The 15,064-nt window shown below is 70.7% G+C and carries 12 protein-coding genes and 1 pseudogene; 11 read left to right on the top strand and 2 right to left on the bottom strand.

Translation table 11 applies throughout. The features are described from left to right. Complete coding sequence (locus tag OG609_RS15490) at positions 1–978, bottom strand: glycosyltransferase family 2 protein (RefSeq protein WP_327273367.1); 978 nt, start codon at positions 976–978, stop codon at positions 1–3. Between the two features lie 208 nt (positions 979–1,186). On the opposite strand from OG609_RS15490, the gene OG609_RS15485 reads away from it, so the two are divergent. The 6 genes from OG609_RS15485 to OG609_RS15460 all read left to right on the top strand — a co-directional run bounded on the left by OG609_RS15485 (position 1,187) and on the right by OG609_RS15460 (position 7,411). Continuing rightward, entirely contained in the window at positions 1,187–2,536 is a 1,350-nt protein-coding gene (locus OG609_RS15485; protein ID WP_327273366.1) for a DUF6716 putative glycosyltransferase, read from the top strand. A gap of 35 nt (positions 2,537–2,571) precedes the next feature. Then, a complete protein-coding gene (locus OG609_RS15480) occupies positions 2,572–3,804 on the top strand; it encodes an acylneuraminate cytidylyltransferase (RefSeq protein WP_327273365.1) in 1,233 nt (410 codons plus the stop codon). Between the two features lie 81 nt (positions 3,805–3,885). Then, positions 3,886–4,821, top strand: a complete 936-nt coding sequence (locus OG609_RS15475) for an N-acetylneuraminate synthase family protein (RefSeq protein ID WP_327273364.1) — start codon at positions 3,886–3,888, stop codon at positions 4,819–4,821. An 11-nt stretch (positions 4,822–4,832) separates the two neighbouring features. Then, a complete protein-coding gene (locus tag OG609_RS15470; RefSeq protein ID WP_327273363.1) occupies positions 4,833–5,888 on the top strand; it encodes a hypothetical protein in 1,056 nt (351 codons plus the stop codon). A 180-nt stretch (positions 5,889–6,068) separates the two neighbouring features. Next, complete coding sequence (locus OG609_RS15465; protein ID WP_327273362.1) at positions 6,069–6,356, top strand: hypothetical protein; 288 nt, start codon at positions 6,069–6,071, stop codon at positions 6,354–6,356. A 188-nt stretch (positions 6,357–6,544) separates the two neighbouring features. After that, entirely contained in the window at positions 6,545–7,411 is an 867-nt protein-coding gene (locus OG609_RS15460) for a LamG domain-containing protein (protein ID WP_327273361.1), read from the top strand. A gap of 328 nt (positions 7,412–7,739) precedes the next feature. Here OG609_RS15460 and OG609_RS15455 read toward each other — a convergent pair whose 3' ends face one another. Further along, a complete protein-coding gene (locus OG609_RS15455) occupies positions 7,740–7,925 on the bottom strand; it encodes a PIN domain-containing protein (RefSeq protein WP_327273360.1) in 186 nt (61 codons plus the stop codon). Between the two features lie 93 nt (positions 7,926–8,018). On the opposite strand from OG609_RS15455, the gene OG609_RS15450 reads away from it, so the two are divergent. The 5 genes and pseudogenes from OG609_RS15450 to OG609_RS15430 all read left to right on the top strand — a co-directional run. Beyond that, complete coding sequence (locus OG609_RS15450) at positions 8,019–8,654, top strand: hypothetical protein (protein ID WP_327273359.1); 636 nt, start codon at positions 8,019–8,021, stop codon at positions 8,652–8,654. 140 nt (positions 8,655–8,794) lie between these two features. Continuing rightward, the gene (locus OG609_RS15445) at positions 8,795–10,021 is read left to right on the top strand and encodes an amidohydrolase (protein ID WP_327273358.1); all 1,227 of its coding nucleotides are present in this window, start codon (positions 8,795–8,797) and stop codon (positions 10,019–10,021) included. 229 nt (positions 10,022–10,250) lie between these two features. Then, positions 10,251–10,517, top strand: coding sequence for a hypothetical protein (locus OG609_RS15440; protein ID WP_327273357.1), 267 nt, complete (start codon positions 10,251–10,253; stop codon positions 10,515–10,517). A 232-nt stretch (positions 10,518–10,749) separates the two neighbouring features. Beyond that, the gene (locus tag OG609_RS15435) at positions 10,750–14,436 is read left to right on the top strand and encodes a S8 family serine peptidase (protein WP_327273356.1); all 3,687 of its coding nucleotides are present in this window, start codon (positions 10,750–10,752) and stop codon (positions 14,434–14,436) included. Between the two features lie 285 nt (positions 14,437–14,721). Further along, positions 14,722–14,982, top strand: a pseudogene (locus tag OG609_RS15430) (amidohydrolase); the annotation flags it as partial. Between the last annotated feature and the right edge of the window lie 82 nt (positions 14,983–15,064).

The raw sequence follows: 15,064 nt of genomic DNA, 5'->3' as shown, positions 1-15,064 counted from the left end.
TCAGGCCGCGACCTCCCGGGAAACGGAACGGCGGCGTACTCGGCGCAGCTGGCCCGCACGGCGGTCGCCCAGCGAATTCAGCGTATCGGCGAGAATGTCCTGGGGCATGCGCCGCAGAGAAGCCGCACTCATGGAGCGCAATTTCCGTGCCACTGCTGGTTCGAACCTTTCGATGGATTCCAAGTGGTGCGCCATGACCGCGCAATAGGTGCGCACCGCCTTCGGCAGCAGCCGGTCCGCCTCCGGATCCCGCGCCGTCTCTTCGAGCACCTGGTCGAAGGCCCGGATGAAGTCGAGCTGGCGCACGTCGCCGATCTGGGTGAGTGACGACGCCACCCCGCGCCGGTAGAAGACCCCCGGCAGGCCGACCACCGCGAACGATTCGGCCTCGCGGTGCAGGCGCCAGATCCAGGGCCGGTCCTCGGCCGTGCGCAGCCCGTCCCGGAAGCGGAGCAGCCCCGACTCCACGAGCCTGCGGTGATACGCACCGGCCCAGGCGTAGGCGTAGTCCACGGGCGTCGACCGGTCGGACGGCAGGATTACGTCGCGCGGCCGCATGACGGTGTTGCGCAGACCGTGCGGGACCTGATGGACGGTGCGCGTCCGGTCCGTGAACTGCACATGGTCCGTGCGGACGAAGTCGCACCCCAGATCCGTGACGGCGGCCAGCAGCCGCTCGTAGTGGCCGGGAACGACCCAGTCGTCGCCGTCGAGAAAGGTGAGGTACTCGCCGCGCGCCGCATCGATTCCCGTGTTGCGTGCGGTGGCCAGGCCCCCGTTCTTCTCGTGTCTGACCAGGACGGCACCGGGGATCTCGCGCTCGGCGCGCTGGAGGATCTCCAGAGTCCCGTCGGTCGAACAATCGTCGACGAAGATGAATTCGAAATCATTTCGAGCATTGGCCCGCAGACTTCGCAAGGTATCGGGGGCATATGTCCGCACGTTGTAGAACGGCACGATGACGGAGAGCTTAACCACGCGTCACACGCTAGGCGGAGGCCCGTCATTTGCCTTGGCCCCGGAAAGGACGGCAGGTGAACGAAGAATGTCGAAATGATGAACCGGTCGATCCCTTGCCCCGTGTGGGGCTTTTGCGCGGGCGATTCGCCAAGCGTCGTCGGGCTGTTAACCAGCTGTTGCCGTCACGTTGGGCCGCGAATCAAAATGCCTTCCTAAGTTCTGGGACGTGCCCCCACGTACCGAAAAGACGACCGCCCTCCGGGTAGCCGTACTCGCCGACTCCGACACCCGCTGGAAATGGGGCGCGCTCACCGCGCGCCGCCTCACCGCCGGCGCGTCCGGGACCTCGGCACAGCGCGTCGAGATCAGCGGACTGCTGCTGCGCGGCCGGGCCACCCCGACCCCGCGCCAGCTTGCCGAGGTCGGCGACGTCGGTATCGACGCCGACCGGGTGCGCGAGGTGACGGCCGTCGAATTCCTGCACACGGTCCGGGACGAGGACTACGACGTCGTCGTGCTCGCCCTCGTCGGGGGAGCCGTCCAGGCGATGCTGCACGGTCTGGCCGCGCTGCGGCTGCCCGCCAGGCCCGTCGTCGTCACCGGCTACGTCGGCGTCGTCTACGAGAAGCTCGCCGACGGACTCCTGCTGCGGCACGGCGCGGATGTCGTCCTCGCCAACTCCCGCCATGACGCCCAGCGTTTCCGCGCGGTGTACGAGGGAGTGGGCACCGACGCCTCGGCCGTCACGGAGGCCGCGCTGCCGTTCCTCGGCGGGGAGCCGCACCGCCCGCAGGAGGGCCGCGACACGGTCGTCTTCGCCGCCCAGCCCTCCGTACCGGCCTCCCGCGCCGACCGTACGTATCTGCTGCGCAGGCTCGTCGAGCACGCCAGGCTGCACCCGAACCGCGAGGTGCTGCTGAAGCTGCGCTCCAAGCCCGGCGAGCACACCACGCACATCGAGGAACTCCCTTACCAGCGGCTCGCGGAGAGGCTGCCCGGCGGGCTGCCGCCCAACTTCCGCCTGGTGTACGGGCACATGGGCGAGGTCCTGGACCACACCGACCTGCTGGTCACCGTCTCCTCGACCGCCGCGCTGGAGTCCCTGCACCGGCGCATCCCGACCGCGATCCTCACCGACCTCGGCGTCCGCGAGGCCCTCGGCAACCACCACTTCATCGGCTCCGGCCTGCTCACCTCCTGGGACCACCTGGACGGCGGCCACCGCCCGGAGCCCGACGGCGAGTGGCTGGCCGGACAGGGCGTCGCCGCCGACGGCACGTACGCCACGGCCTACGACAACGCCCGCGCACGCGTCGAAGCCCTGCTCGCCGCCGCCCGCCTGCCCGACCTCGCCCCGTACTACACACCCGCCACCGCCCCCGGCTACCTCCCCGGCATCCTCGCCCGCCACCACCTGGCCCCCGACGGCCACCCGCTGCCGGGTGCCGAACGGCCCCGCGAGGTCAGCGGAGTGCGCGGCGCGGTCCGTGACGCGGTGCGCGAGGCGGCGCGGGGCGCGTACCGGCAGGGCGTCCAGCGGGTCGCCCCCGTCATCCGGCGGATGGGCGAGCTGTGAACACCTCCACTTCCACCACGACACCAGGAGCAGCGATGACGCCGCCCACCGTGCTCGCCGTGATCCCCGCCCGCGGCGGATCCAAGGGCGTCCCGGCCAAGAACCTCGCCCAGGTCGGCGGCGTACCGCTGGTCGCCCGTGCCGTACGCGCCTGCCTGGCCTCCCGTGAGGTCACGGACGTCGTCGTGACCACCGACGACGCCGCCATCGCCGACGCGGCCCGCGCAGCCGGCGACACGCTGGGCGCCCCGGAGCGGGTGCACATCGTCCAGCGTCCGGCGGCCATCGCGGGGGACAGGTCGAGCAGCGAGGACGCGGTGCTGCATGCCCTGGACGCGTACGAGGCGATGCACGACCGGAAGGCCGATGTGGTGCTGCTGGTCCAGTGCACCAGCCCCTTCGTCGTACGGGAGGACATCGACGGCGTCGCCGCGGCCGTCGCCCGCGACGGCGCCGACACGGCGGTCACGGTGGCCCCGTTCCATGGTTTCCTCTGGCGCGACGGCAGTGCGCCGGAGGAGGGCAACTACGGCGTCAACCACGACAAGTCCGTCCGGCAGATGCGCCAGGACCGTCCCGAGGACCTGCTGGAGACCGGCACCGCGTACGCCATGAACGCCGCGGGCTTCCGTATCCACCGCCACCGCTTCTTCGGCCACACCGCCCTGGTGCGCACCGACGCCGCCCGGGTCCTGGAGATCGACGACCCGCACGACCTGGCCCGCGCCCGCGCCCTCGCACCGCTCCTGGACCCCTCACCGCTGCCCACCCTGGACGACATCGACGCCGTCGTCCTCGACTTCGACGGCACGCAGACCGACGACCGGGTCCTGATCGACGCCGACGGACGCGAGATCGTCGCCGTGCACCGCGGCGACGGCCTGGGCATCGCGGCCCTGCGCAAGGCCGGATTGCCGCTGCTGATCCTCTCCACGGAACAGAACCCGGTCGTCGCGGCCCGCGCCCACAAGCTCCGCATCCCGGTCCTGCACGGCATCGACCGCAAGGACCTGGCGCTCAAGCAGTGGTGCGACGAACAGTCCATCGCTCCGGAGCGCGTCCTCTACGTCGGCAACGACGTCAACGACCTGCCGTGCTTCGCGCTGGCCGGCTGGCCCGTCGCGGTCGCGAGCGCCCATGACTCGGTACGTGCCGCGGCGCGCGCCGTCACGACCACCCCTGGCGGCTTCGGCGCCATCCGCGAGATCGCGGCCTGGCTGCTGGGCCCCACCCTCACGACCACAGCTCCCACCCAGTCCCCCAAATAACCCCCCCAGCAACTCACCCCCCAAGCACCCCCAAGCACCCCCCAAGCACCCCCCAGTCCCCCCAAGTAAGGAACGCACCTCATGAGCACCTCCCGTCTGCGCACCCTCGGCACCCGCACCGCAGGCCCGGGCCGGCCCGTCTACATCACCGGCGAGATCGGCATCAACCACAACGGCGACCTCGAGAACGCCCTCGCGCTGATCGACGTGGCCGCCGATGCCGGCTGCGACGCCGTGAAGTTCCAGAAGCGCACCCCGGAGATCTGCACCCCGCGCGACCAGTGGGACATCGAGCGCGACACCCCCTGGGGCCGGATGACCTACATCGACTACCGCCACCGCGTCGAGTTCGGCGAGGCCGAGTACCAGGCCATCTCCGAGCACTGCGCCAAGCGCGGCATCGACTGGTTCGCCTCCCCGTGGGACACCGAGGCCGTCGCCTTCCTGGAGAAGTTCGACGTCCCCGCGCACAAGGTGGCCTCGGCCTCCCTCACCGACGACGAACTCCTGCGCGCCCTGAGGGCGACCGGCCGCACGATCATCCTCTCCACCGGCATGTCGACCCCGCGCCAGATCCGCCACGCGGTCGAGGTCCTGGGATCGGACAACATCCTTCTCTGCCACGCCACTTCGACGTACCCGGCCAAGGCCGAGGAGCTGAACCTCCGCGTCATCAACACCCTCCAGCAGGAGTACCCGAACGTCCCGATCGGCTACAGCGGCCACGAGACCGGCCTCCAGACGACCCTCGCCGCCGTCGCCCTGGGCGCCGCGTTCGTCGAGCGCCACATCACCCTCGACCGCGCCATGTGGGGCTCCGACCAGGCCGCCTCCGTCGAGCCGCAGGGCCTCACCCGCCTCGTCCGCGACATCCGCACCATCGAGGCCTCGCTCGGCGACGGCATCAAGAAGGTGTACGAGTCCGAGCTCGGCCCGATGAAGAAGCTCCGCCGGGTCGCGGGCGTCGTCGCCGAGAGCGCCGAGACGGCCCCGGCCGCCGAGCCGGTCGCGGTCTGACGGGCCGACCGGTGAACCTCGCCTTCGTCGAGAGCCCGGTCCAGCTCCTGAACGTCCTGGAGTGGGCCTACAGAGAGGGAGGCGACGGCCATGTCCTCACGGACATCACGGTCGTCGTCCTCCCCCCGGTCGACCCGATGTCGCGCGGCCAGCTGCGCCGGATGGCGGAGCTGGCCCGCGACGAGGGCGTCAACGTCCGTTGGCAGGAGGCACGCGGCGGCGCCGGCGCGCCCCTGAAGACCCTGCGTTCACTGGCCGGACTGCTGCGCAGCGCGGAGCGGATCGTCATCGGCGACCCCTTCTCCCGCTACGTCCAGCTCCTGCTCACCGTGGTCCGCGCCCGCCGCCTCACGGTGGTCGACGACGGCACCGCCACCATGGAGTTCGTCGCCCAACTGGCCCGCGGAGAACGCCTGGTGCGCTGGCACCGCAAGGGAAGCTCGAGCCCGCGCGAACTGGTCCTGGCCCCGGTAACGGCCCGCGCCCGCAGCCGCTTCACCCCGTCCGCCACTCGTACGGTCGAGGTCTTCACGGCGATGCCGGTCGAGGCTCCGCCCGGCGTCACGGTCACCCCCAACACCTTCGCCTGGATCCGCGCCCGCTTCGGCCCGCCGCTGCTCACCAAGGGCGCGGACCTGGTCGGCACCTCGCTCGTCGAGACGGGCGTGGTCGACCGGGCCCAGTACCTTGAGGCCGTCGCGGCCCTGGCCCGCACCCACGGGGCCACCCGCTACTTCGCCCACCGCCGCGAGTCCACCGACAAGCTCCACGCCCTGGAGGCCGCCACCGGCCTGGAGATCGTCCGCCCCGACCTCCCCCTGGAACTCATCGCCCGCCGCGGCCCCATCGGCCGTACGGTCCTGAGCTTCCCCTCCACGGTCGTCCACACCCTGCCCCTCGCCCTGGTCGGTACCGAGGTCAAGGTCGCGGTCTGTGACATCGCCCCGGAATGGCTCCGCGACACGGCGTCGCCGCGCGCCCAGGGCTTCCTGTCGGGGGTGACGGAGACGGCTCGCGACGTGCAACGGCTGGCCCCGTGGCGCGCCACGGCAGTGACAGAGGCGTAGGACGTATCAGGGGGACATCCGTGGCCCCGCCCACCTGTCGGCCCCCGCCAGGAACGCGGAATACCCGCGGTGGGCCCGGTCATATCCCTGCGGCAGCGCTTACGGGCGACGTTAGACTGCGTTTTTACGCAAGGGATAGTCCATGGTATTCGTCTTCATTTTTTTTCCGCAATTCTCATCGTGGGCAGCATTTCCTATATCGCCCGCCTCTTCAAACGCGACCACGAGATCCGCGCGCACGGCCGGGACATCCGGGCCCTGGTGGAGGACGTCCGCCACCTCGGCTCGAACGACGGCGGAAGTGTCAACATAAAATACCGTCTCTCCTGGCAGGAGGGCGGCGTGACCAAGGGCGTGGAAGGCCGCGACACCATTTCCTCCTTCCGTTCGTCGAGGGTCCAGAAAGGGTGCGAGGTCGATATCAAGTACCTGGACGACGGCCACATCATGTTCGTTTTCGACGAGTAGGCGCTGACATGGAACGGGTGCCGATGGAAGCCCGCTTTGCCGGATAGGAGCAGAAAATCCCACTGGCTGGACGCATGGCCTCTGCATAGAGTTCTGCGGGATTCCCTTCTTCGGGGAATCTTCATCTTCTTGTGATCGGGGTGGGGATTATGTGGAGACGTTTGTGCGGTCGAAGAGGGACTGGGGCGGTGGCCGCCGCCGCGTTGGGCCTCATCGCAGTAGGGGTGCTGACGCCGCAGGCGACGGCGGCGGGACCGGCCGGCCTGCCGCGGATGGCTCAGGAGGGCCAGGCGGTCATGGGGCGCTGGCAGTTCGAGGAGACGACTCCCGGCACACCCGCGAGCACTCCGGACACCGCGGAGCAGTCCCCGCCGATGAACCTGTACGGGGAAGTGCAGCTCGGGCCGGGATGGATCGACAACAGCGGTCTCCAGTTGAACGGCGTCGATTCCTATGCCGAGGTCCCGGCCGTGCCGGTCGACACGAGTTCGAGTTTCACGGTGACCGCATGGGCTCAGGCATCCGCGCTGCCGGACCATCCGATGACCGTGATCAATGCCGCGGGAAACGCGCGCAGCGCCTTCGAGCTGCGCTTCCGGTCGGCTCCCGGTGATCCCGAAGGGTATGGACGCTGGGAGTTGACGCTGCCCGACGCGGACAGCGCAGGGGCTGTGACCAGGCAGGTCACCAGCACGGAGTTCTTCGATGTCCGTGACTGGAACCACCTGGCGGTGGTCTACGACAGCCGCGCCGAGCAGGCCCGGCTCTACGTCAACGGCGTACTCCAGGAAATCAGGTGTGCCGACGACGACGGAGACGGCCGGCCGGACGACAGCACGTGCCAGGACCAGGTCGCCTGGGCGGACGACGTGCAGACGTTCAAGGCCGACGGGCCCCTGCAGGTGGGACGTGCGATGTCGGACACCGCGGGCGAGCACTTCGCCGGAACGATCGACGACGTCTGGGTCTTTCAGGGAGCGTTGAACAGTAGCCAGGTCAGCTATCTCGCCGGTTCCTGGTTCGACATTCCGACCGAGGTTCCGGCCGGCAGCTGATGTAGCCGAGCGTCGGCGCCGACGCTGTCGAACGCGGCGCACCCCGAGGGTTGCACAGCAACCCAAAAGCGGGCGCAACGTGGTCAGTCGGACCTGTTCCGGGGGTGACTGACCATGCGATTCCACGAGGAATCGGGCATCGGCGACCGCACGGCCCGGCTGCGCCGACGGCGGAGGGATGCCGTGCGCGTGGCGGTGAGCCGTGGGGACCGGCTCCATGGGCCCGAGGAGCCGCCGCTGTCGGCCGCACGGTCCTGTGCTTCCCCTCCACGGTCGTCCACACGCTGCCCCCGCCCTGGCCCGCACCGAGACGAAGGGCGCAAAGTCCTCAGACGGGCATGACCTGCACGTCGTAGGAGGGGATCCACTTGTCGCGGGTCAGGACGGTCATACCCTCGGTCTGGGCCTGTGCGATCAGTATCCGGTCGAACGGATCGCGGTGATGTGCGGGCAGTCTGGCCGCCGGGGTGGCGGTCGATGCCAATGCCGTACGCAAGCCTGAGCGGGGTGTCATGGGGCACCCTGACCGGTAAGTGGCGTACACCAAGGGTTCGTTGGGGGAAAGCCCCGATAGCGGGCAGGGTCGGCCGGGCGCGAGCATCGACGCATGACGACGAGGCGGATGACGACCGAGCGACAGGGTGGTACGGCCGGTACGGATGGTACGGCCGGGGTGACGGTCGGGGCGGCCTTCCTTGCGGGACCCGCCCTGATGGCGGGGTACGGGGCGGTGCGGCTGGTCGGACGGGCCGTCGGTGATTACGGGCCCGGGGTGTGGTGGACGACGGCGCATCTGCTGTTCCTGGCCGGGGTGCTCGCCTTCGTGCCGGTCTTCCTGGGGCTGCGGAGACTCGCCGGGGAGCGCGGGGGCAGGCGGGTCGCCGTCGAGGTGGCGGCCTGGGCCGGGCTGGCCGGGGCGGCGGCGGTGGCGGTCCAGGCGGTGATCGACCTGGCGGTCGGGTTCGTCGCGGCGGACAAGCACGCTATGGGCGAGATTTTCGAGCGGGTGCAGGACGTGCCCGGTGTGATGCCGTTGGTCTACACGGTGGTGCCGATGCTGTTCTGGTTCGGACTGCTGGGCCTCGTCACTCTGCTCGCGTTCTTCCGCCGGGACCTGGTCCGGGCGTGGGCTCCGGTGGCCGTGCTGGCCGGGGTCGTGCCGGCGGCCGTGAGCCTGGATCTGCTGCCGATCGGTGCCCTGTGCATCGGTCTGGCGCTGCTGCCGGTGCGTCGCAGCCAGTAGAAAATCGGTGAGTTTACCCACCTCCATCTCACGCCACACGCTCCGACGCCACATTTTGTTCGTCTATGCGGCTGAACTTTTGTTGATCTGTGGTCAGTTGAGGGGTCAAGGGCCTTACTCTTCACCAGGTGAACCAGTTGATGTCCCGTGATTCCGATGCCCGAACGTCCGGGGACGAGGCGCTGCCCGGCACCCTGCCCGAGGCCCTGCGTGCCGAACTGATCGCCTTCCGCCGCGATCTGCACATGCACCCCGAGCTGGGCAACCAGGAGTTCCGTACCACCGCGGCCATCAAGGCCCGGCTGGAGAAGGCGGGGCTGGAACCACGGGTACTCGACACCGGGACCGGGCTCCTGTGCGACGTGGGCAGACGGGAAGGCGACCCGCGGCCCATGCTCGCTCTGCGCGCGGACATCGACGCTCTGCCCATCCCGGACACCAAGGCGGGCGTCCCGTACCGCTCCACCGTCCCCGACCGGGCGCATGCCTGCGGGCACGACATCCACACCACCTCGGTCCTCGGCGCCGGGCTCGTGCTCGCCGAGCTCGACCGGCAGGGGCTGCTGCCGCGGCCGGTGCGGCTGATCTTCCAGCCGGCCGAGGAGGTGCTGCCCGGCGGTGCGCCCGACACGATCGCGTCCGGGGCACTGGAGGGTGTCGGGCGGATCATCGGAGTGCACTGCGACCCGAAGGTGGACGTGGGGCGGATCGGGCTGCGGGTCGGGGCGATCACCTCGGCCTGCGACCGGCTGGAGGTATCGCTCGACGGCCCCGGTGGGCACACCGCGCGGCCGCATCTGACCACCGACCTGGTCACCGCGGCCGCGAGGGTCGCCACCGAGGTGCCCGCCCTGCTGGCCCGCCGGGTCGACGCACGGGCCGGGCTCGCCGTCACCTGGGGACGGCTGGAGGCCGGTCACGCCTGCAATGTGATCCCGCAGCACGCCGAGCTGTCCGGCACCGTCCGCTGCCTGGACCTGGCGGCCTGGCGGGAGGCGCCGGACCTGGTGCACGCGGCGATCGACGAGGTGGCCGGGATGCACCGGGCCAAGACGGTGATCAATTACGTCCGGGGCGTTCCGCCCGTTGTGAACGACGCCGCCGTGATCGATCTGCTGGCCGGGGCGATGACCGCCCGCCGCGGATCGCAGGCGATCGAGGACACCGAACAGAGCCTCGGCGGCGAGGACTTCTCCTGGTACCTGGAGCACGTCCCCGGAGCCATGGCCCGGCTCGGCGTCCGTACCCCCGGCGACACCGCCCGGCTCGACCTGCATCGCGGCGATTTCGACGCGGACGAGGAGTCCATCAAGGTGGGCGTAGAGCTGTTCACGGCGTCGGCACTTCTGGATGGCTGCTCCGCCTGAGCCTGGATCCACCGCGTGAACTCTGATCGTCGGTTTCGGGTGGGTTCAGGGTGATCTTCCGGTGGGCGGGCAGCATGAGGCTTGGCCGGCCCATGGACCTGCTTCACCTTGGAGTCGATGTCGACGAACGCCACCTCGTCGGTTCGCGGGGCCAGGCCGGCGTGAAGGGCCAGGTGGCAGGTGAACGCCCGCAGAGCGGACTCGAGTTGGCGTAGCCCCAGGTGAAGGCATGCGGGAAGGTGCACGGAGTGGACGGCGCGCGCACGCCCCCGAACAGGCGGGGCAGGTCGCCGTGGAGCGGCACATCCAGGTCTCGATGCTGTCCGCCCCGGAGACCATCCCGCCGATGATGGACAGCGCCTTTGCGTCGGCGGCCGTCCAGGCGCTGATGCCCGCGCCGGTGAGCTTGACGTTCTCGGCCACCAGAGCGGGCAGGCCGCACCGCTCCGGTGGCCGGACCGTGGGGACCGGCCCGGCATGCGCAGGGACACGCTGATGCGCGCGTAGTCCCCCGGCGCCCTGACCGGCGCGCGGCCCCGATCCGCGCGCCGCCCGACTCGTTGCGACGCCTGGCCGGCATACGGCTGTCAACGGGGCTGCATCAATTGGCGGTTGGCCGTCAGGGCAGATAGCCGCCACGCGCTACAGGCATCAACTCCCGTCCCACGGGCCAGACTCACCGCGGCGCCCGGAACCACCCCTTCCCCCGGGCGTCCGAGGAGTACCTCGTGATCAGACCTTCCACGGGAGGAAGAGCCGCCCTGCTCGCCGCAGGGCTCTCCCTGGTGCTGCTCTCCGCAGGGCAGACCGCCGCCGCGCCCGATACCGCCCCAGACACCGCGTCCGCACCGGCCACCTTCACCGGGGCCCAGGGCGCGAGCACCACCGTCACCCTCATCACCGGTGACCGCGTCACCCTCACCGACCTCGGCGGCGGCCGGAAGACCGTCACCGTCGACCGGGCCAAGGGCGCCACCGGGGCCGTCCGCAACGAGACCGTGAACGGCAGGGTCACCGTCATACCCGACGAGGCCCGTCCCTACTTGGCGGCCGGTGTCCTCGACCGGCGGCTCTTCGACGTCACCGGCCTCGTCGAGCAGGGCATCACCGGCGATCTGCCGCTGATCGTGACGCACGGCAAGGGTGCCCGCACCGCCGCCGCCCCGCGCGGCACCAAGACCGTCCGCGCCCTGCCCAGCATCGGCGGCGCGGCCGTACGAGCCACCGAACCAGCCGCCTTCTGGCGCGAGTTCATCGACTCCGCCCGCCCCGGCGCCCGCTCGGCCGGTGCCATGAAGGTCTGGCTCGACGCCCGGGTCAAGGCCGACATGGCCGACTCCAACGCCCAGATCGGCACCCCCAAGGCCTGGGAGGCCGGCCTGACCGGCAAGGGCGTCAAGGTCGCCGTACTCGACACCGGCGCCGACCTCTCCCACCCCGACCTCGACGGACGGGTCTCCGAGACCCGGTCCTTCATCGAGGGCCAGGAGGTCGCCGACCGCCAAGGCCACGGCACCCATGTCACCTCCACCGTCGGCGGCAGCGGCGCGGGCTCCGCGGGCAAGGAACAGGGCGTCGCCCCCGGCGCGACCCTCGCCGTCGGCAAGGTCCTCAACAACCAGGGCACCGGCACCGAGTCGCAGATCATCGCCGGCATGGAGTGGGCCGCCCGCGACATCGACGCGAAGATCGTCTCGATGAGCCTCGGCTCCAGCGAAGGCACCGACGGCACCGACCCCATGGCCCAGGCGGTGAACACCCTCTCCGCCGAGACCGGCGCCCTCTTCGTCATCGCCGCCGGCAACTCCGGCGCCCCGGGCTCCATCGGCTCACCCGGCGCCGCCGACGCCGCGCTCACCGTCGGCGCCGTCGACTCCGCCGACCGCGCCGCCGCCTTCTCCAGCCAGGGCCCCCGCTACGGCGACCAGGCCCTCAAGCCCGACATCTCCGCCCCCGGTGTCAACATTCTCGCCGCCCGCTCCCAGCTCGTCAGCGGCAGCGGCCTCTACACCTCCAAGAGCGGTACGTCGATGGCGACCCCGCACGTCGCGGGCGTCGCCGCGCTCCTCGCCGAGCGGCACCCCGACTGGACCGGCGCCCAGCTCAAGAACGCCCTCATGTCCAGCTCCAAGACGCTCACCGCGTCCTCGTACGCCCTCGGCGCGGGCCGGGTCGACGTGGCTGCCGCGATCTCCGCGAACGTCACCGCCACCGGCTCCGCCGACCTGGGCTTCTACTCCTGGCCGTACGAGTCGAACAAGCCCGTGACGAAGACCGTCACGTACACCAACTCCTCCGACGCGCCCGTCGAGCTGAACCTGGCCGTCGAGGGCATGCCGCAGGGCACCACCACCCTCGCCGACACCACCCTCACCGTCCCGGCCCACGGCACCGCGCAGACCACCGTCACCGGCGACGGCACCAAGGCCCCCGCCGGCAACAGCTCCGGCCGCATCACCGCCACCTCCGGCGGCACACCCGTCGCGCACACCGCGCTCGGCCTGGTCAAGGAGGAGGAGCGCTACAACCTCACCATCCATGTCAAGGACCGCGACGGCGCCCCCACCCCCGCCTGGCTCGGGGTGCAGCACCTGGTAGCAAACGAAGACCCGTTCCCGGCGTCCGTCGGCGAGTCCGGCACCGTCCAACTGCGCCTGAGGCCCGGCACGTACACCGTCAACACCTGGCTCGACGTCCGCGGCTCGCACGGCAAGGACTCCCTCGGCCTCGGTCTCCTCACCGATCCGGAGATCGTCCTCGACCGCGACCGCGAGATCACTCTCGACGGGCGCCAACTGCGTGAGATACGCGCCGAGGTCAGCAAGCGCACCGAGACCCGGCAGCTCCTGATGGAGTTCGACCGCAAGGCCAACGGGGCCTCCTACGGCGGCGCCGTCCAGGTCCCCCCGAAGTACGACTCGGTCTTCGCCGCGCCCACCACCAAGCCCGCGACCGGCACCTTCGAGTACCGGACGGTCTGGCGGCTCGGCAAGCCGTTGCTCGAGGCCGCCGCGGGCGGCGTCCGGCTCTCCGACGTCACTGCGCAGCCCGGCGCCACCTTCCTCGACGGCCGTCACCGTCTCGGCGTCGTCGATGCGGGCACCGGCACCGCCGCGGAGTACGCCGGCAAGGACGTCACCGGCAAGGCGGTCCTGGTCCGCCGCACCGAGGGCGCCGACCCCACGCAGCTCGCCCAGACCGCCCAGGACGCGGGCGCCAAGTTCCTGTTCGTCACCGACGACAAGCCCGGCCGGCTGATGGCGTGGTTCGGCACCGCCGACAGCGAGGACCGGCCGCTCGCCGTCGCCACCGTGAACGCGGCCGACGCCGCAAGGATCGCGTCCGCCGCGGCCCGCGGGAAGACACTCGACCTGACGGGCACCCGCTTCACCCCGTACACCTACGACCTCTCCGAGGGGCACCCCGGCGCCATCGGCACGGACCTCGTCTTCCGGCCCGGCAAGGACGAACTCGCCACGATCCACTCGAAGTACTACATGCCGACGGCCAAGAAGGAGATCGGCGGCGAGTTCCGCTACTCGCTCACCGACACCTTCCGGTACGGCTTCGGCTTCCAGGAGTGGATCGTCTTCCCGACCGAGCGCACCGAGTACGTCTCCACCGGCACCGGCCAGCGCTGGCACGAGTCCGTCAACCTGGAGAACTCGCTCGAGGAGCGCGGCGGCACCCCGTCCTACCGGGGCGGCAGCAAGGTCGAGCTGGAGTGGTTCAAGCCGGTCTGGCACCCGTGGCTCGGCACCGGCCTCGGCTGGGGTCAGCAGCGCTCCGGCAGCGAACTGCGCTTCAACACGCCCGGCTGGGGCGACTCCGGACCGGACCACACCGGCTTCGGCGACGTGTACAACGACCCGACGATGAGCCAGTACACCGAGGTGTACGTCAACGGCGAGCGGGTCGACCGCAGGAAGAGCTCCGGCGCCTACGCCCGGCCGGCCCCCGCGCAGGAGGCCACCTACAAGGTCGTCACCGACACCACGCTCGACCCGGCCCGCTGGCGGCTGGCCACCAAGGGCCACTCGGAGTGGACCCTCCGCTCCAAGGAGACCCCGGCCGACCGGTGGACCTACCTGCCGATGATCAACCTCGGCTTCGACCTCGACACCGACCTCGTCGGCGACGTCCGGGGCGGCAGCCGGGTGCCCGTACGGATCTACGCCGAGTACGTGAAGGGCGCGTCGGACACCGGTGTCCTCGGCGGCGGCTCCCTGGAGGTCTCCTACGACGAGGGGGCGACCTGGACGAACGTCGCGCTGCACTCGTCGCGCGGCGCCTCCTGGAAGGGTGAGCTGCGCGTCCCGAGCGGTGCGAAGTTCGTCTCGCTGCGGGCGGGCGCGAGCGACGACCGGGGCGGCTCGGTGAAGCAGGAGCTCATCCGCGCGGTGGGCGTGCGCTGACCATCCCGCATGCGACGCGCAGTTCGACCAGGTCCTGGGGCGCGGCCGGAGCTGTCCGGCCGTCCCCGGGACCTGGTCCGCCGACCATCCGGTGACGTGCACGGACTTGGCCGGCCGGGTCCTGTCCGGGGCTGACATCGCAAGGTCCTCCACCTCCCGCACCACCATGGGGCCCGTGGGGTTTGCGGCGATGGCGGTGCGGCGCGGTCCCGGGCGGCGGACTCCCTCCGGCACGGGTAGGTGGATGAGGTGGCAAAAACCGCTCAGTCCACCCACCTTCATCTCGTCGATCTGCTGGCCGGGGCGATGACCGCCCGCCGCGGTTCGTATGCGATCGAGAAAACCGAACAGAGCCTCGGCGGCGAGGACTTCTCCTGGTACCTGGAGCACGTCCCCGGAGCCATGGCCCGGCTCGGAGTCCGCACCCCCGGCGACACCGCCCGGCTCGACCTGCATCGCGGTGATTTCGACGCGGACGAGGAGGCGATCACGGTCGCGGTGGAGCTCTTCACCGCCTCCGCGTTGCTGGACGGCAACCATCCGTAACCGGACAGGTCACCCCTGGTTCGCGACGATCCGATAACGGCTTCCGTACAGGGCTTTATCTGACATCTACGCGCGTTACGAT

It is taken from the genome of Streptomyces sp. NBC_01224 (assembly GCF_036002945.1).
In the GTDB taxonomy this organism is placed as follows: Bacteria; Actinomycetota; Actinomycetes; order Streptomycetales; family Streptomycetaceae; genus Streptomyces.
Note: the sequence above shows the minus strand (reverse complement) of the source record. Positions and strands in the feature narration are given on the sequence as shown.